Origin of the sequence: Cellvibrio sp. pealriver (genome assembly GCF_001183545.1) — a bacterium.
Taxonomy (GTDB): domain Bacteria; phylum Pseudomonadota; class Gammaproteobacteria; order Pseudomonadales; family Cellvibrionaceae; genus Cellvibrio.
On record NZ_KQ236688.1, the window covers coordinates 1935627 to 1954547 of the forward strand.

The following is an 18921-nucleotide window of genomic DNA, read 5'->3' on the forward strand; positions in this document are numbered from 1 at the left end:
GATGCAACTTACAATCGAATGAGTGTTTGTTGCTTAGCGCTTTCTTCTGCGGCCAACAACACTTCCACACCAAGCAAGGATTGCTGCGGCAAAAATGCCAAGGGCGCGGTTCCGCTAATTGCATCCACAATATTGTGATAATAGTGTTCGTAATAGCCGCGCTGGCCGGGAATTATTGTGCGCTGCGCTTCGCTGTTATTGTGGACATGCAGGATGCCATAATTATCATCGCCCGGTTGCGCCCAGCCTTCCATGCCGGGAATGATGCCGCGCATCATTTGGCTTTCCTGTACATCTTGCCCGAATTTCAGGTAGGAGCCTTTATCACCGTGGATAGAAACCGTTGCACTTTTTTCACTGACGTAGGTGCTGGAACGTAAAATGACACGCAGGTCATCGTAGTAAAAAATTGTGTTGAAATAATCCGTTGAGCCTTCTGCACGGCGCAGACTGCGCATATCGGCATACACCGCGTTGGGTTTGCCGAACAAGCACAGCATGGAATCTACCATATGGATTCCCAAATCAAACCAGGTGCCAGAGCCAGGTAAATTATCTTCCTTCCATTTTTTATGGGTGATGTTAGTGCGGTAGCGATCGTAATGCCACTCCACTTCTACAATGCGCCCAAGACTACCTGATTCGATAATAGTTTTTGCATCCAGATGATCGCTTTCCAAACGTTTGTTTTGGAACACCGACAAAATACGATGCTGTTGCTGAGCTAATGCGATTAGCTCATTACCTTCCGCTAAACTCAACGTAAACGGCTTTTCTACCACAACATGTTTACCCGCAAGCAATGCTGCTTTTGTCATCGGGTAATGATGTTCGTTGGGCGTATTGACCACTACCAAATGAATATCGGGGTCAGCAATTAATTCGCCAAAGGATTTAACGATGTTTGCGTTTGGATAATCGGCCAGCGCAGTGGGTTCATTGCGCTGTAGAATGCTGTGCAACTTCAAACGAGGTTCAGCAGTAATCAGCGGAGCGTGGAAAACCTTGCCAGACATACCATAAGAACAGAGTGCAACATTTAACATGATTTTGGTTTTTCTCTCACTAATTGCTATTGATGTCGTTCAGATCCGGCTCCACTTCATCCAGATCATCTTTATTGCGTGCACGCGGTTTTAATTTGATATAGACGCGGCGCTTCACCCGCGCAACGATGTTATCGTGATCATCTTTTATATCCACGACAAACTCCGGCACATATTTTTCACCGTTGGCCGTTTTTGTTCGTATGTCATTAAGGATTTCATCGGTCAATAAAAAATGCGCATGGACATTGGTCTTTCCGGGGGAGAGATAATCTATTTCTGCGTGTTTATCCCACACAAAATAATCGCGCCCGAGGTTGTGCATAATCATCAGCATATACCAAGGGTCTGTCATGGACATCAAACTGCCGCCGTACTGTACGCCAACATAATTGCGGTTATACCAGCGCAACTTTAAGGTTACTCGCGCTTCTTTATAATCAGCCGCAAGATACGTTGCTTTAATGCCCGCAAATAATAATGGCGGCCACATGTTGGCCAGAAATTTAAATACACCTGCTTTCATATTCGTTACCCCACTCTGTTGCGTGGAATGATGATGACGCCATCATCGCGGCAATCGACATAGGCACTGATGCCATAGACTTGCTGTAAATTTTCATTGGTCAGCACCTGTATCGGCTGGCCATCGGCAATAATTTTTCCATGATGGATTAACACCAGGCGCGAACAAAACCGTGCGGCCAAACTTAAATCATGCAGCGCCGCCAACACCAATCCGCCTTGCTGCGCGTGCTCTGCCAACAACTCCATCATATGCAACTGATGGTAGGGGTCGAGCGCGGCAATAGGTTCATCGGCCAAAATCATTTCCGGTTCACCGGCAAATACACGCGCAAGTAATGCACGCTGTAATTCACCACCGGAAAGTGTAGTCACAATACGGTGACGCAGTTGGGTTAAATCAGTGATTTGCAAAGCGCGCTCGATTGCTTGCGCATCGCGCGGTGATTTTCCGCTCATAGGTTTGTGCCAAGACGCACGCCCGAGCCCGACAAGATGCTCCACTTGCAGTGGCCATGCTGGCGTTTCCTGTTGCGGCAAATACGCAAGCAGTTGCGCGCGCACGCGATTGGGTAATTGTTGTATGGCGACGTCAGTGTAAGTCTTGTTGCTCATACTGACACGTCCGGCATCAGCATCACTTAATCCCGCCAGCACACGCAACAGCGAACTTTTACCGGCACCGTTGGGACCAATCAGCCCGACGAATTCGCCGGGCGATAATTGCATGTTTACGTGATCGATAATGGCTGTGTTATCGCGGATAACCGATACACCTTGGGCATTGAGTGTTGTGGTCATTATCAGGCCCACCGTGAACGGGTTTTTAAAATCAATAATAAAAAGAATGGCGCTCCAACTAATGATGTCACAACGCCAAGTTTTAATTCGCGCGCACTGTCAAACTGGCGCACCAGAATATCGGCAAGCACTAATAACAACGCACCGCCAAGTGCGCTGGCAAACATCAAACGCCCGGGGCGATAACCCACAAATGGGCGCAACAAATGCGGAATCACCAGACCGATAAATCCAATCGCGCCACTCACCGCAACACAAGCGCCTACACCAATGGAAATAGCGACTAATAAAATCCAGCGCTCGCGTTGATTGTTAAAGCCTAACGAGCGCGCACTGTCTTCACCCAAACTCAGCGCATCCAGAAAGCGGCTGCGGCTTAACATCATTATCCAGCTAATAACTGCTAACGGCAGCGCGATGCTGACATGATCAAAATGGCGGTTGGCGAGCGAGCCTAACATCCAAAATACAATTTCCTGCATCGCATACAAACTGGGTGCAAAATTTAATGCAACGGCAATTAATGAAACCATAATGGCACTCATGGCAGTGCCCGCCAAAATCAAAGCCAACATACTGCTGTGCAAACCGGCGAGCACGTACACCATAAACAAGGTGAATAATGCACCCAGAATGGCAGCACTGGGCAACCAGTACCAAGCCGATGCAGCGATACCAAAATACAAGGTGCAAATTGCCCCAAAAGCTGCGCCGCTACTCACACCCAACACGCCCGGATCAGCCAGCGGGTTGCGCAACAAGCCTTGCATAGCAGCACCGCTCATACCGAGCGTTGCACCAATAACGATGGCAAGAATCAAACGCGGCAAACGTATTTGCCCTACCACGTTGGCAGCAAGGCTTTGCTCGCCGTTAAAAAAATCCTGCAAGCCCTGGATGACATCAATATCAGCAAGGCCGGTGTTGAGCGCAATTACCGATGCGAGGGCAATTGCCAGCACCAGTAAGCAGGTTAGTGTTGTAAATGAGATTCGGGACTGCAAGGGCTAATACCTGTTAAGTAAATTATTTCGCGAGAGAATTTTTGAGCTGGGTTGCAACATCGCCAATCACAGTAGCCGCACAACCCGATAGACCTGCAGGCAAGGTGACGATTTTAAAATCGGCATTCCGCAATGCGGGGTGCGCAAGATATTCCCGCGCAAGTGAATAGGCATCATCACTGCCCTCTTCCACAATTAAAATGTGCGGTTTGGCACTGAGCAATAACTCCAAGTCGAGCTGATTAAAACCAAACATACCGCGCTCAGCCGCCAAATTGCGCAAACCGGCCAACTGCATAAATTCATGCTCCAAGGTGCCATCGCCAATAACAACACCATTGGCGGAATACCAAAAAGCAGTCAGTGGTGTTTTGCCGGTGTTTGCCCGTTGTAGTTCAGCAATTTGTGTATTGATTTTTTTTACCATCTGCTCCGCTTTTTCACGCTCGCCCACCATATCAGCCAATTGCAAAATCTGGTCGTTAATATCTTTCAATGTGCGCGGTAATGGTAATCGCTCGACGCGTTTCCCGAGTTTTTGTAGCAGTTCAATGGGGCTGCGCTGATCAAACTCACCCGCAAAAATAACATCGGGTTTGAGCGGGACAATTTCTTCCGCCAAGCCATGATTAAGCGGGACACCTTTTACCTGCCCCGCAATAGGCGACCACATAGGATTGGCAGTGAGGTAACTGATCGATACCAAACGTTGACGGTCAACCAACTCCCACAACAACTGGTCAATGCAAATATTCAATGAAGCAATGCGCTGGGGCACAGGCTCGGCCTGCACGCGGGCTGCACTCCATAAAAACAAACAGGATGCGCTCCATAAAAATAAAAAAGCCAACGCCTTTGCGATGGCTTTTTTATTCCACGATTGGCAACACAGGTTACACAAGTGGATTCAACCAGGCGGCACCGCGCACACCGCTAGAGTCGCCGTGAACCGCTTGCACAATCGGCGTATCGCATTCGCGGCCAAAGACATAGTGCGGCAGCAACTTGGGCACTTCGGTGTACAGCGCTTGAATGTTCGATGCACCGCCACCCAACACAATTACATCCGGATCAATTGCGTTGATAATCGCCGCAAGGCCGCGTGCGACCTGATCGTAATAATTGGCCAGCACTTCCCGGGCGACAACATCGCCCTGCTCCGCGCGCTCTACAATCTCGTGACCCTTGAGTTTTTCATCGGTTGCCAATTGATACGAAAGGCACAAACCGGTGCCGGATAAAAACGTCTCCTGACACCCGGCCTTACCGCAATAACAGGGGCGCGCATTCAGCTCCGCCTCCGATGTCCAGGGCAATGGGTTATGCCCCCACTCGCCTGCAACACCATTGGGGCCAACCACCGGTTTGCCTTGATAGGCGATTCCTGCACCGCAGCCGGTGCCGAGAATGCCAGCAAACACCAGATCGTATCCGCGCCCTGCACCGTCGGTAGCCTCGGACACTGCAAGGCAATTTGCATCGTTAGTGACTTTGACATCGCGCATTAAAAATGCCGAAAGGTCTTTCTGGAAAGGCTTACCGTTGAGCCAGATGGAATTGGCATTTTTCACCCAGCCGGTTTTGCGTGAGATCGTACCTGGAATACCAATCCCGACCGGCAACATGGTCTCGCCTGCAGCAGCCTCTGCCTGGGCGACCAAATGGGCGATATCGCGCAGGGTCGCATCATAGTCATCGCGCACCGTGGGGATACGGGTACGGAACAGCTCCTGACTGGAGCCGTTGAGTAGTATCACCTCTGTTTTAGTCCCGCCCAAATCAATACCAATACGAAAATCTGCCATAAGAATCAGCCTGTTATCACGTTGGACGGGATTATAGGTGGCGCTTGTCAGGCGAGGCAAATAGCGACAGGCGCTTTATCCAATAATGGCGAAATGGCTGCCAGCGGCTACACTCTTTGCATAACTCACTACGATTATTGCCACAGAGACAACACAAAGAACAGATTATGAGCGAGACCGAGAAAAGAACCGTCAACGAACGCCGCAAATTTAGCCGCATCCTGTTTGATGCCCATGTTGAGCTGGCACAGGGTGAATTTCATTGGCGGGCAACCCTGCTGGATATTTCCCTGAAAGGCCTGCTGATACAACAAACCCTACCCAGCGCCGTGATCAAAGCCGATCCGATCCTGGTAAAAATTCTGCTATCAGATAACACCTCTATCGCCATGTCTGTGGTGGTCGCCCACCAACATCACAACCAGACTGGACTGATGTGCACGTCTATTGATATCGACAGCGTGAGCCATTTACGCCGCCTGATTGAATTAAATTTGGGAGATGCAATGGAAGCAGAAAGGGAGCTGTCTGAACTTATTAGTGCCTATTAATGAGTGGCCAATAAATTACCCACAACAGGCAACCCTTAAATTCCATTGCGGAGCCCATAAAAACAATGAATGACTTTGATTCTGACCAGACTAATAACGAATACAACGAAGAAGACAAACGCAGGCATCCGCGCTTTCCTTTGCGCGCCTATGCCGATTTACGCTACTCCACCAAAAAATGGGAAGCGCATGTGCTCGATCTTTCCGAGTCTGGTGCCCGCCTGGCAATTTTAGGTGAGCATTTGCTGCAAAAAGGTGATCCGCTGCGAGTACATATACAACTCGAAGAATTAAATTTAGTCACCTCGCCTAAAAAATTACTCAATCTGCATGGCCGCTTGATTCATGTGCGCGAACATTTATTAGGTTTTGAATTCCAACCGGACACTCCCGTCGATAAAACACTGCTCCATGAATTATTAAGCCTGATCGAAAATGGCCATTAGCACTGATCAATAGGTTGTGATTGGCCAGCGATTTACGCACAGCCAGCAATCTGGATGCATTTGACGATGTGGATATGCCCTGAAGCTATGCGCTACGCAGCACTCTGCTTTTTTCTTTCTCTCGCGAGCATTTCTGCTTGTTCGTGGGCGGGCGACCTGCATATCGTTTTACCCCAAAAAAACTCGCTGGAGCCTGAAGTCACCGGACGTTTTTATGTACAAGCCTTGCAACTGGCTTTGCATAAAACAGCCGCTCCAGATGAGCGAATTCAGATCACACATTACGAGAAAGAAGTCGCACGTGAACGCGCGCGGCTGCTTGTCCAAAAAGGCACATTAGATGTTGTCTGGAGTAGCAGCTCACCAAAACGTGAAGCAGAATTTGCTACCGTTAAATTTAACTTGCTGCGCGGCATCAATGAATATCGCCTGCTAGTGATCCGCGCTGATGAACAGATTCGCTTTGATAGCATCAAAACGCTGTCTGATTTGCAGCAATTTAAAATCGGTACGGGCACTCATTGGAGCGATACGGAGATTTATCGTTTTAACGGTTTGCCGCTCGTAAAATCCTACTCTTATGAACCTATGTTCCGCATGTTAAAACTCAAACGGTTTGATTACATGGCGCGCAGCCTTCAGGAAGTGCAGGATGACACGGAGCGATATGAAAAACTGGGGCTTGCGATAGAAAAAAATTTGGCGATTCATTACTCGCAGCCCATTTATTTTTTTCTTAATAAAAATAATGCTGAACTTGCAGAGCGAATCAAACAAGGATTGGAAATAGCGCAACAGGATGGCAGCCTTGATGCGTTATTTTTTGATATTCCCAATTTCCGGCAGGCGTGGGAGATGATGCAGGCACTCGACCGCAACGTGATTGAATTGCAAATACCGAATAATTAAAAACCGCGATCAATACTTGCCATTAAAAGCGCCCATATGATTAGAGCGCATTTAACGCCTCTTGCAGATTTTTAACCGCAACAACATCAATGCCCACATTTTTATCCCGCGGGGCGTTGGCAAAAGGCACAATTGCGCGCTTGAACCCATGCTTGGCCGCCTCACGTAAGCGTTCATGCCCACTGGGTACCGGACGTATCTCACCCGACAAGCCCACCTCGCCAAACACAATTAAATCCTGCGGCAAAACACGGTCGCGAAAGCTGGATACAATGGCCAGTAACACCGCCAAATCCGCGCTGGTTTCCATCACCTTTACACCACCGACGACGTTCACAAATACATCCTGGTCGCCCACCATAATCCCGCCATGGCGATGCAATACTGCAAGCAACATTGCCAAACGGTTTTGATCCATTCCCACCGCAACACGGCGCGGATTGCCAAGATGACTGTCGTCGACCAATGCCTGGATTTCGATGAGCAATGGTCGTGTTCCTTCCCACATCACCATCACAACCGATCCGGACGAGGCATCCTCGGCGCGCTGCAAAAAAATGGCAGACGGGTTGCTGACTTCGCGCATGCCCTGCTCGGTCATGGCAAACACGCCCAACTCATTCACGGCACCAAAACGGTTTTTGTGGCCACGCAAAGTGCGATAGCGTGAATCGTTATCGCCTTCCAGCAAAATCGAACAATCAATCATGTGCTCCAACACTTTGGGGCCGGCAAGTGAACCATCTTTGGTGACATGGCCCACCAGAATTAATACCGTGCCGGTTTGTTTGGCAAAACGGGTGAGGTACGCGGCGCTTTCACGCACTTGCGAAACAGAACCGGGCGCAGAGGTAATGTCTTCCATGTGCATGACTTGAATAGAGTCAATCACCATCACTTTTGGTGCAATTTGTTGCGCTGTTGCGCAGATCGCCTCAACACTGGTTTCACTCAACATTTGCAGTTGGTCTGTGGGTAAGCCCAAGCGCTGTGCACGCATCGCTACTTGCTGCAGCGATTCTTCACCGGTGATATAAAACGCGCGCATACTACGCGCCAAATTGCACAATGTTTGTAGCAGTAAAGTGGATTTACCAGCACCCGGATTACCACCAATTAAAACAACAGAACCCGGAACGAATCCACCGCCAAGCACACGATCAAACTCACCTGCCCCACTACTAAAACGCGGAACATCATTTAATGAAATTTCAGCGAGTGTCTGGATTTTATTGCCGCTTGCACCACCGGCGTAACCTTCAAATTTGGCTGCGCGGTTCGAAGGCGTTGGGCCTAAACGCACTTCACTCAAACTGTTCCAGGCACCACACTCGGTGCACTGGCCCTGCCATTTTTTAAAATCAGCACCGCACTCGTTGCAGACAAATGCACTTTTATTTTTTGTGCTCATTAACGTTTTTCACTCGTCAATTTCAAATAAGCGCCCAAGCCAACCAGAAGTGCAACCGCGGCGAACAACATAAACACCGCTGAGTTCAAATGGGTTGCATCGCCCAATAAAGATTTAAACATCAATAATAACGACTCAATGGATACTGCAATCACAATCGCCGACATAAACCGTGCAATAGTGCGACGTGTTGAACCTGTGTGATGAATGTCTTTGTGCAACAGCACTTCTTCTTCCAGAATCGTTTTGCCCAGATCAAAAATCGCCAAACCCAAGGTCACCAGAATGACCGACTGGAATGCCTGTGTTGCAGTGTTAGTATGTTCGTGGATCATTTCATACAACGACTGGCCTGCTGAAAATAACAACAGCATGGATACCGCCACCAACATAATGCCAATCAAACCATAAACAACCTGGAACAACGGATGCACAACCCTGCGCAAACTATCGCCGTTCAAAAAGGTGATCAATTTTTCCAAATTAAAATTAATCACCAGATAACGCGTGGCATTTGCAGGATCAATAAAGCGCTGTACAGCAGAAATCGCTAACTGATGCGTCGCACTGGAAAGATAAGGCTGGGTAACCGTCACAGCAGCAACATTGTCTCGCGCGCGCGAATAATAAACGCGGTTGCTGCGGTCAGAACCAAAACCCGGCTCACGACGTTTGGGATCTGGTACTGTGGGTGATGCGGCCGACTCTGTCGTTTGTATTCCATTTTCATCAAGACAATACAACAGCTCCACAAACGGATACGATTTGTGCAAACGTTTCACAACTTCATTCAATTGGTCGTGACCCGTATCCAATTTATTAGGCGATAACGAGGTCACAATGGATTCCAACAAACGCTCGATTTGCGCTTGGTACTCATCGTATTTTTTGAGCAGATATAAATAGTTACGTGGGGTCATATTACAAACTCATCAACGCAGCAGAGCTGCAAAACGGGCGGCAGTTTACCTTAATTTATTAGCAGTTATTGCGCCATTACCGCGGAAATTACCCTGCAGAAAAAATAAAACCCCGGCAAGCCGGGGTTTTATTTTTGCCAGAAGATTATCAATTAGCAGGCAGTTCAATATTGCCCGGTGCACCACCACCAACGGATACATTTCCATTATTAAGCACAAAAGTCACAACCTGTGTCTGCAATTCTGCCGTCACTTGAGGTGCTCCACCTTCAGGACGTAACAGCGATGCATGTCCACCGGCAGTATGTTTGACATAACCACGACCTAGTTGCGTTGTGCCCAATCCAAGTTGGGTAGCGCCCAGTAGCGATGCCATTGCCGATGTACCCGTCAAAGGCGCTACCGCTGCACCGTTAGGGATCACGATATCGTTATTGATTTGCTGTACCAAAGCAGGAACACCCAGCGCTGCCAGTGTTTGCATGTAGTTCACAGGATCACCGGCATCCATCGCACTTTGGGCTGCATAAAGGAAGCGCTCATAATTGCTAGTACCCACATTAACGCCACTGGCTCCCAAGCCACCATTGATAACCGGCGCGAAAGTTGCCGAGTTCACCAAAATTTGTGCAACCTGGGTACCCGCCGCACTGGTCACAATACCGCGCACAGGATTAAGGTTGGAGGGCAGGCCGACTTGTGCGTCGTTAGCAATCGCCATCTGGTTAACCGTGGTGAACACGCTCCCCAAAATACCGCCCAGAGATACACCCACCACATACACACGGTTCACATCCAACCCTGTACTGACTGATTTGCGGATCTCGGTATTGATGCCACCAAGGCTGGCGTTAAGGTTCAACAGATCCATTACCGCCTGACGGTTGTTATCGCGTGTATTGGTCAGATAGCCAAGATTAATGAATTGGGCACCTGAGCCATCGGTAGAACCCGGTGTTTCAAAGTTCATCGGCGCAGGCGCTCCACCAGAACCCGCTACATTAAAGTGACGCTCATGCGGAGCATTGGCACCATAGAGCGCCGCAAAAGGAATGGATTTGCTTTTCTCGACGTTGAGCACATTCACAAACGCACTATTGGCAGGAACACCATGCACCGGCAGATCGATCGCGACCGTTGCCACGCAGCGAGCAGCGAGCGTATGCCCAAGCGCTACGACAGAGGTGCGGTCACTGGTTATACCGTGCACATAAATAACCGTTGGATAACCCGTCGCGGCATAAATCTGACCGCAATTGGCCGCACCCGCATAGCCAGGCACCCAATTATCCTGCGGCAGGGTGACTTGCAAAGGCACGGATTCATCACTGGTTTTTGCTGCAAACGGATAGCGATAAGTCACGTTGTAGCTGCCATCTACATCCCTTGGAACCGTTACCCCCAAAGCACCTGCCAAAGTGAGGTCTGGCTTCCAACTGCGTTTGAGGTATTCACCAAAGCCCAAACCGGTCGCTGCTGTTTGGTAATAAGGCAACTTGATATAACCGGTGTAGAGTTTCCCCACATTCGCCGCAAGTGCGCTGCTGAAGTTATTGAAATCGATCCCCGTCAGACCAGAGATACCCACATCACGCGCTTTCGGTGTCGGCAGTAGATTGAGCGAATCCAATTGCATCGCGTTAGCAACGGCTGTACTGGGCGCAGCACCAGCGGCAATTTGCATACCTGCAATCACCGCACGCGGTGAAGCCATCGCCACCAAACCGGTTGTCGGATCGGTTGTTGTAAAGGTGTAGGTCAATATCAATTTTTCTTTCGCTGCTGCGGCAGACAACTGGCCGCCACTAACCGCAGAGAGAAAACCGCTTGCCAGAGTTTCCCAACCAATAATTGCATTGCGCACAGGAACCAGTCCGCCCAGAGTCTCGTAACTTGGGTCGCGCAAGGCGTTATAAGTCCAGGAGCGGGTTAGCGCAGCGCCGCCGGAATCTTTCAGATCATTGGTGAGAATGACCAAATACTTGGTTTTGGGCTTGAGCGGTTTGGTCGGGCGAATACGGATAACGTTATTCGTGCCGCCATCTTGCGATGCCACCACGGCATCAAAACTCGCCAAGCCAGTAACACCCACAATATTGGCGGGATTCAGCGCATCTTTACCGCCAGTATTCAATTCCACCAGGAAAACAGTTTTGGAAGCCATCACCGAATCAGGGTTAACACTCGCACTCAGCAAAATGTCGAAAAATGCCGATGTGGAAAATCCATCCAACTGGTTCATTGTGGCGCGGACAGGGTCGCTTGGAGCCCCTAAATCTGCCGTACCGTCCGATTCAGCGGCTTTGGCAAAAATCAGGTCAGTATTAAATGGGATATCCGAGGTTACAGGGTCAAATCGCGGATGGGTTCCGGGTTTAAAAACACTGGCCGCTGGCGGCTCGGGTGCTTTTTCAGTCCCGCTACCACCGCCACAGCCATGCAGTGTTAACAGAGACCCAATAAGAGCAGATAGCAGGAGCTGATTCATCTTATTTTTCATGGCGACTTCCTGAGCAGATGTTATGGAATTATGAAGAAAGTGTAGCCAAGTTTTGCCAAGGAGCGAATTTGTTAACAAGGATCTGTAACAGATCACAGTCGCCATCAAAAGAATGCGCACACCCATAACGAAAAAGGCAAACCGCGGTGGGTTTGCCTTTTGTAGGGGTGTAACTGAAATACGAACCGTCAAAAAATCAGGCAATAATTTCCGCCAGATTGCCTTTTTCTTCCAGCCAGTTTTTGCGGTCACTGGCACGCTTTTTAGCCAGCATCATATCCATCACCTGCATAGTGCCGTCTTCTTCGTCCATGGTGAGCTGCACCAAGCGGCGGGTATCGCGCGCCATAGTCGTCTCGCGCAATTGCAAGGGGTTCATTTCACCCAACCCTTTGAAGCGCTGAACATTAGGCTTACCTTTTTTGTTTTCCGCGGCGATGCGATTCAGCACGCCGTTTTTCTCACCTTCATCCAGTGCGTAATAGACCTCTTTGCCGATATCGATACGATACAACGGTGGCATAGCAACATACACAAAGCCATGGCGCACCAATACCGGAAAGTGTTTTACAAAAAGCGCGCAGAGCAAAGTGGCAATATGCAAGCCATCCGAGTCTGCATCGGCGAGGATACAAATTTTGTGATAGCGCAATTCACTCAGATCTTCACTGCCCGGATCCATCCCAATCGCTACAGAAATATCGTGCACTTCCTGGCTTGCCAGAATTTCTTCTGACACCACTTCCCATGTATTCAGGATTTTTCCACGCAGCGGCATAATCGCCTGGAATTCACGGTCACGCGCTTGCTTGGCTGAACCACCCGCTGAATCCCCTTCCACTAAAAATAATTCACTGCGTGCGGGATCACCGCTGGAACAGTCAGCTAACTTCCCCGGCAACGCAGGACCTTGAGTCACACGTTTACGCTCAATTTTTTTACTGGCGCGCACACGCTTTTGCGCGTTGCTGATACAAAATTCAGCAAGCTTATCGCCGTCTTCTGTGTGCTGGTTTAGCCAGAGTGCAAATGCATCTTTGGTAATCCCCGAGACAAACGCAGCCGCTTCGCGCGACGTTAAACGCTCTTTTGTTTGCCCCGAAAATTGCGGGTCAGCATGTTTATAGGAAAGCACGAAACAACACGCATTCCACAAATCTTCCGGCGCGAGTTTTATTCCACGCGGCAACAAATTGCGGAACTCACAATAATCGCGCAGTGCATCCAGCAAGCCAGTACGCAAACCATTGACATGAGTACCACCCTGCGCAGTGGGGATCAGGTTTACGTAACTTTCCTGAATTAATTCGCCGCCTTCTGGCAACCATTGCACTGCCCAGCTCACCGCTTCTGTTTGGCCACTGAAATCGCCGACGAAAGGTTGCTCGGGCAAGGTGAGCCATTCTTTGGTCGCACCAGCAAGATAATCTTTTAAACCATCTTCGTAATACCAAACATCTTTTTCACCCGATTGCTCATCCATAAATGTGACCGTGAGACCCGGGCACAGTACGGCTTTTGCGCGCAATACATGGCGTAAACGGCTCACGGAAAATTTATTCGAGTCAAAATAAATGGGATTCGGCAAAAAGTGAACGCTGGTTCCCGTTTGGCGTTTTGGACAGGTATCAATAATTTCCAAATCAGTTGCTTTATCGCCGTTGGAAAAACCCATGCGATACACGTTGCCATCACGCTTAACAGTCACAACTAATTTTTCTGACAATGCGTTAACAACAGACACGCCTACGCCGTGCAAACCACCAGAGAATTGGTAATTTTTGTTGGAAAACTTTCCGCCCGCATGAAGCGTACACAAAATAACTTCTACACCCGGCTTGCCCTGCTCAGGGTGGATGTCTACCGGCATACCGCGACCATCATCAATCACCGTAATCGATTGGTCTTTGTGCAGAATAACCTCAATGGATTTCGCATGACCTGCAAGCGCTTCATCTACTGAGTTGTCGATGATTTCCTGTGCGAGGTGATTGGGACGTGTAGTTTCGGTATACATGCCCGGACGTTTTTTTACGGGGTCTAACCCCGTGAGTACTTCAATATCTTCTGCGGAATAATTAGCCATTTTTTAATTGATATCTGTGAATGGATGTCTGTAAATGTAAGAACTGTAAATTCAAAAGCGGTGAATTAAACATATGTTTGCTGAAAAAATGTAATGCAATCGTCAAGATAACGCTCAAACCCCTGGAATGCGTGATCGCCACCTTCTTCTATCGTTTGCTTGCAGCCGGCATATTTTTGCACTGCCTGACGATAATCCAGAGTTTCATCGCCCGTCTGTAATAACAGCCAATAATTGGCTGGGCGCGTGATGGGTATGTCGGCTGCAATAATTTCAGTGATATGCCCAGCATGTAAACGGTAGCTATCATCCGTGCGATAACTTTTCAGGTCAACCTCTAAATAGGCGGGCATAAAATCTTGCGGCCGCACGGCTGGGTTAATCAGCACGGCTTTCAAGTTATATTTTTCTGCTAACCAGGTTGCCCAAAACCCACCCAACGAACTGCCCATTACATAAACAGGTTGCGGCAAAAGGCTTTTCACCAGTTGCTCTAATTGATATTGGGTTTGCGCTGGGTAAGGCGGCAGCTGGGGACAATAAAACGCAATGTCAGGATGAACGGATGACAGCCACCGCGCTGTCTGCTGTGCTTTAAAAGAGAGAGGAGAGCTAAGAAACCCGTGGATGTACAGCAGTGTGGCCATGAACGATCAATAGCCCGCGGATTTATAGTCAATCACGTATTGTTTGTCGGTAACGCGCACTACACCTGTCGCATAAGTACCATCATCGTTTAACTCAAACCAACGATAGCCCGGCATTTGGGTATCCACCGTAAAATCATCACACAAAGGTTTGAACTGAACGCATGTAGAGGGTGTTGCATAAAGTGCAAGATGGTTGCGTCGCGCACTGAATTCCTGATGGACGTGCCCCCAAATCACCATTTTGACTTGCGGGTAAGTTTCAACCAAATTGAATAATGCATCGGCATTGCGAACGACGTATTGGTCAATCCAGACACTACCGACCGGTACTGGTTGGTGATGCAACGCAACAATTACGTGTTTGTCCGATTGGTTTTGCAGGACATGCTCTAGAAAATCCAATTCGCTTGCGCCAAGCTGGCCGTAAACCTGCCCCGGCACACTTGAATCCAGCAACACTAACAACCAATTCCCCAAATCGACCAAGCGCCCCTGAATGCCCAGCGTATCCTGATTGGAAGACATGATATCGGCTGAATCGTGATTACCCGCAAGCCAACTCAATGGCTGAGGAAAAAAACGGCGGATAGTGTGAGCGAAGCGGCGGTAGCAATCGACATGGCCTTCGCTGGCCACATCACCTGTGCATACTAAATGATCAAAGCCAGACTCTACCTTTTGGATAAGCTGAAGCACATCCTCTAGGCTCTGGTCGGTATTTAACCCCAGAAGGGTTTCGCTATGTTGCGAACCCAAATGGCAATCGGTTATCTGAATCAGACGCACTGTCGGCTCTCGTCCCTCGATAGTCGGGTTCTGTGGTTGATTTATAGAGTGATTTCACTCTTACGACGTTGACTTGGATGTCAAACTGGATAAGTTTCAATCGCAACGATATACGCTAATCATGCTTTATGCCACCCTGTGACTGTGGAAAAATGCGCAATAGTCGTAAATTTTGTGAAGAAATCGGGCCTTAACCCGGAGGAGTTTTATTCAAAACAAATGTGGGGATCCATGCTGTGGCCATGTTCAAGGCACACTTTTAACCATTCACCAAGAAAACGATTGAGTTGATATTTTTCATCGCTGTGATACATCGCTTGATTGGGGTATTCATAGCGCGGACGCAAACGCTTGTGCCCCTCCCACGCCAACACCTCGGCAAGTTTTGCATCGTGATACATCCGCAGGGTCAACCTCGGCATAGCTAACCAGCCTGAGCTAAATCCAACCGCTTCACGACTGAGTTCCAAGGTAGTTGTGTAAGGCGAACGTTCAATAATGCGCAATACATGCAGCCAATGCTGCTCACCGCGCGCCACGATAAAACGGAACTCATGTGACGACTGCTGCTGAACCCCAGCCGAATGACTCAACGCCAATAATTTGGTCAAGCGTAAATAGTTGGCCTCGCACTCCGCCATCTGTAGCGGTAAATCCACCTTGTAACGCTCTTTGTAAGTAACGTATTCAGGTTGAGCTTTGGCGGTGCGCAATGTGAACATAAAAGCCTTGGGTTTTCCCAAAAAGGATTATAAAAATTCCCTACAAAAACCGTGCGGTAACGGATAGATAGAGAAAAGAAACACAAGTCTGTGCGTTAAAGCAAGATCGCACCCGTAATGGAAGTGTTAGCCAGAGTTCTAGTTAAGTCAATGGCTGAAAAAAATTATTCGCAAGCCGCTTGATTTTGTAATCGAGACCGATTTAATTGCAGCCACTGCAAACAAATTAATGCCGCAGCATTATTAAATGCTCCGTCCAGCAAGACCGCAAAAACATCTTCGGCAGAAAATACATGCACGCGAATATCTTCGCCTTCTTCCGGCAACCCGTACACACCACCTGCGTGCTGTAGATCGCAAAGGCCGCAATAAAGATGTAACTTTTCATTGCACCCACCGGGGCTTGATAAATAATTACAAATATATTCCAACGCATAAGGTTCAACGTTCGCCTCTTCCATAAGCTCGCGCCGTGCAACTTCTTCCGGCGACTCACCTGGCTCAAGCATGCCGGCAACGACTTCGTAACACCATGGGCCACTTGGCTCATCCAAAGCGCCAACACGAAATTGTTCCACCATACCAATCAGGTCGCGCACAGGATCGTAAAGCACAACCGCTACCGCTTCACCTCGTACAAATAATTCACGCCCGATTTCCTGCCCCCAACCGCCATCAAACAATTTATGCCTGAGAAATACTTTTTCAACCCGAAAGAAACGTTTGTACATTTCTTCCCGACGAATTATCTCAACATCAGCTCGTGTGAATTGGGGTTTTTCGATCATGATAATGCCTGTTAAAAGTCTCCCCTTTTGCAGGGGAGACGGGATAGAAAAATTATACTTTGTGATACAACTCTGCGCCCTGCTCCATAAACTCTTTGGATTTTTGCTGCATTTCTGCTTCAACATCAATCATGCGAATCAGCTGATCCTCATTAATGCCTTCTACATTAACACCTTGTTGCGCAGCATAATCGCGTACTTCCTGGGTAATTTTCATCGAGCAAAATTTTGGGCCGCACATAGAACAGAAATGAGCAACCTTGGCAGAATCTTTCGGTAAGGTTTCATCGTGATAAGCACGCGCGGTATCCGGGTCCAAGCCCAAATTAAATTGATCTTCCCAGCGAAACTCAAAACGCGCTTTGGATAATGCATTATCGCGCAACTGTGCGCCGGGGTGGCCTTTTGCCAAATCTGCTGCGTGCGCTGCAATTTTGTAAGTGATGATTCCCTCTTTCACATCGTCTTTGTTTGGCAGCCCCAAATGTTCTTTTGGAGTGACATAACACAGCATGGCACATCCATACCAACCAATCATGGCGGCACCAATACCAGAAGTGATATGGTCATAACCAGGCGCAATATCCGTAGTCAATGGCCCGAGCGTATAGAAAGGTGCTTCATCACACACTTCCAATTGTTTTTCCATATTTTCTTTGATCATGTGCATGGGCACATGACCTGGACCTTCAATCATGCACTGTACGTCATGTTTCCAGGCAATTTTGGTCAATTCACCCAGAGTTTCCAATTCGCCAAATTGCGCCTCGTCGTTTGCATCGGCAATTGAACCGGGGCGCAAACCATCACCCAATGAAAAGCTCACATCGTAAGCCTTCATGATTTCGCAAATTTCTTCAAAGTGATTGTAGAGGAAATTTTCTTTGTGATGCGCAAGGCACCACTTCGCCATAATAGAACCACCGCGCGATACAATACCGGTTACTCGCTTGGCAGTGAGCGGAACATAACGCAGCAATACACCGGCGTGAATCGTAAAATAATCTACGCCTTGTTCTGCTTGCTCGATCAATGTATCGCGAAAAATTTCCCATGTGAGATTTTCCGCAACGCCATTTACTTTTTCCAATGCTTGATAAATCGGCACAGTACCAATCGGCACATGAGAATTGCGGATAATCCACTCGCGCGTTTCATGGATATTTTTACCCGTAGACAAATCCATGACGGTATCTGCACCCCAGCGCGCACCCCAGGTGAGTTTTTCCACCTCCTCTTCGATCGACGAACCCAAAGCTGAATTGCCGATATTGCCATTAATTTTCACTAAAAAGTTGCGCCCGATAATCATCGGCTCCACTTCCGGGTGATTGATGTTCGCCGGAATGATCGCGCGTCCGCGTGCCACTTCACTGCGCACAAATTCGGGGGTGATTTCATCCGGGATACTTGCACCAAAGCTCATACCCGGGTGTTGCTCCTTGAGCACACCTAATTCACGCGCTTGAGCAAGCGCCATATTTTCACGAATGGCGATGTATTCCATTTCAGGAGTGATAATGCCTTTCTTGGCGTAATGCATTTGCGATACATTCATACCCGGTTTTGCGCGGCGCGGCTGGCGAGTCAAATTGAAACGCAGATGATCCAGGCTGTTGTCACTCAAACGCTGCTTGGTAAATTCGGAATGACTGTCTTGCAAAATTTCAGTATCGTTGCGCTCTTCAATCCACGCGGTACGCACATCACCCAACCCCGTGCGCAAATCGATAGTGACATCAGGATCTGTATAAGGGCCCGACGTATCATATACACGTACAGGTGGATTTTTTTCGCCACCAAAATCGGTGGGCGTATCAGCAAGGGTAATCTCACGCATGGGCACACGAATATCCGGACGTGAACCTTGCACATAAATTTTTCTTGAGCCGGTAAATGGCTGCACCGATGCTTTATCAACTTCCGCAGTTTGGCTAAGAATTTTTTCGACGCTGGTATTCATAGTAAAGC

Annotated in this window: 18 protein-coding genes; 3 read left to right on the forward strand and 15 right to left on the reverse strand. The window is 48.6% G+C overall.

Going from position 1 to position 18921, the window contains the following annotated elements:
* Nucleotides 1-8: 8 nt before the first annotated feature.
* From VC28_RS08380 to VC28_RS08405, 6 genes are all read right to left on the reverse strand, one after another.
* A complete protein-coding gene (locus VC28_RS08380; protein WP_049630247.1) occupies nucleotides 9-1046 on the reverse strand; it encodes a Gfo/Idh/MocA family oxidoreductase in 1038 nt (345 codons plus the stop codon).
* 19 nt (nucleotides 1047-1065) lie between these two features.
* Nucleotides 1066-1572, reverse strand: coding sequence for a DUF4442 domain-containing protein (locus VC28_RS08385; protein ID WP_049630248.1), 507 nt, complete (start codon nucleotides 1570-1572; stop codon nucleotides 1066-1068).
* A gap of 5 nt (nucleotides 1573-1577) precedes the next feature.
* A complete protein-coding gene (locus tag VC28_RS08390) occupies nucleotides 1578-2372 on the reverse strand; it encodes an ABC transporter ATP-binding protein (RefSeq protein WP_049630249.1) in 795 nt (264 codons plus the stop codon).
* A 2-nt stretch (nucleotides 2373-2374) separates the two neighbouring features.
* Nucleotides 2375-3376: a FecCD family ABC transporter permease gene (locus tag VC28_RS08395; RefSeq protein ID WP_049630250.1), complete on the reverse strand. Its 1002-nt coding sequence runs from the start codon at nucleotides 3374-3376 to the stop codon at nucleotides 2375-2377.
* A 22-nt stretch (nucleotides 3377-3398) separates the two neighbouring features.
* Nucleotides 3399-4154 (reverse strand): ABC transporter substrate-binding protein, encoded by a 756-nt coding sequence (locus VC28_RS08400; protein ID WP_156184305.1) that lies wholly within the window; start codon nucleotides 4152-4154, stop codon nucleotides 3399-3401.
* 115 nt (nucleotides 4155-4269) lie between these two features.
* Entirely contained in the window at nucleotides 4270-5181 is a 912-nt protein-coding gene (locus VC28_RS08405) for an ROK family protein (protein ID WP_049630252.1), read from the reverse strand.
* A 167-nt stretch (nucleotides 5182-5348) separates the two neighbouring features.
* On the opposite strand from VC28_RS08405, the gene VC28_RS08410 reads away from it, so the two are divergent.
* The 3 genes from VC28_RS08410 (at nucleotide 5349) to VC28_RS08420 (ending at nucleotide 7087) form a co-directional block, all read left to right on the forward strand.
* A complete protein-coding gene (locus VC28_RS08410; protein WP_049630253.1) occupies nucleotides 5349-5732 on the forward strand; it encodes a PilZ domain-containing protein in 384 nt (127 codons plus the stop codon).
* Nucleotides 5733-5797: 65 nt separating this feature from the next.
* Nucleotides 5798-6178, forward strand: a complete 381-nt coding sequence (locus VC28_RS08415; RefSeq protein WP_049630254.1) for a PilZ domain-containing protein — start codon at nucleotides 5798-5800, stop codon at nucleotides 6176-6178.
* 66 nt (nucleotides 6179-6244) lie between these two features.
* Nucleotides 6245-7087: a substrate-binding periplasmic protein gene (locus tag VC28_RS08420; RefSeq protein ID WP_049630255.1), complete on the forward strand. Its 843-nt coding sequence runs from the start codon at nucleotides 6245-6247 to the stop codon at nucleotides 7085-7087.
* A gap of 40 nt (nucleotides 7088-7127) precedes the next feature.
* Here VC28_RS08420 and radA read toward each other — a convergent pair whose 3' ends face one another.
* From radA to thiC, 9 genes are all read right to left on the reverse strand, one after another.
* Complete coding sequence (gene radA, locus VC28_RS08425; RefSeq protein ID WP_049630256.1) at nucleotides 7128-8498, reverse strand: DNA repair protein RadA; 1371 nt, start codon at nucleotides 8496-8498, stop codon at nucleotides 7128-7130.
* Nucleotides 8498-9418 carry a PDC sensor domain-containing protein gene (locus VC28_RS08430; protein WP_049630257.1) on the reverse strand — a complete coding sequence of 307 codons (921 nt, stop codon included), beginning with the start codon at nucleotides 9416-9418 and terminating at the stop codon, nucleotides 8498-8500. Before VC28_RS08430 ends, radA begins: the two co-directional genes overlap by 1 nt.
* 148 nt (nucleotides 9419-9566) lie before the next feature.
* The gene (locus tag VC28_RS08435) at nucleotides 9567-11918 is read right to left on the reverse strand and encodes a hypothetical protein (protein ID WP_049630258.1); all 2352 of its coding nucleotides are present in this window, start codon (nucleotides 11916-11918) and stop codon (nucleotides 9567-9569) included.
* Nucleotides 11919-12114: 196 nt separating this feature from the next.
* Nucleotides 12115-14004 (reverse strand): DNA topoisomerase IV subunit B, encoded by a 1890-nt coding sequence (gene parE, locus VC28_RS08440; RefSeq protein ID WP_049630259.1) that lies wholly within the window; start codon nucleotides 14002-14004, stop codon nucleotides 12115-12117.
* Nucleotides 14005-14069: 65 nt separating this feature from the next.
* Complete coding sequence (locus VC28_RS08445) at nucleotides 14070-14651, reverse strand: YqiA/YcfP family alpha/beta fold hydrolase (RefSeq protein WP_049630260.1); 582 nt, start codon at nucleotides 14649-14651, stop codon at nucleotides 14070-14072.
* A gap of 6 nt (nucleotides 14652-14657) precedes the next feature.
* Complete coding sequence (gene cpdA, locus VC28_RS08450) at nucleotides 14658-15440, reverse strand: 3',5'-cyclic-AMP phosphodiesterase (protein WP_049630261.1); 783 nt, start codon at nucleotides 15438-15440, stop codon at nucleotides 14658-14660.
* A 206-nt stretch (nucleotides 15441-15646) separates the two neighbouring features.
* Complete coding sequence (locus VC28_RS08455; protein ID WP_049630262.1) at nucleotides 15647-16162, reverse strand: DUF1249 domain-containing protein; 516 nt, start codon at nucleotides 16160-16162, stop codon at nucleotides 15647-15649.
* A 164-nt stretch (nucleotides 16163-16326) separates the two neighbouring features.
* Nucleotides 16327-16950, reverse strand: coding sequence for an NUDIX domain-containing protein (locus tag VC28_RS08460; RefSeq protein ID WP_049630263.1), 624 nt, complete (start codon nucleotides 16948-16950; stop codon nucleotides 16327-16329).
* Nucleotides 16951-17002: 52 nt separating this feature from the next.
* Nucleotides 17003-18913, reverse strand: coding sequence for a phosphomethylpyrimidine synthase ThiC (gene thiC, locus VC28_RS08465; RefSeq protein ID WP_049630264.1), 1911 nt, complete (start codon nucleotides 18911-18913; stop codon nucleotides 17003-17005).
* Nucleotides 18914-18921: the final 8 nt, after the last annotated feature.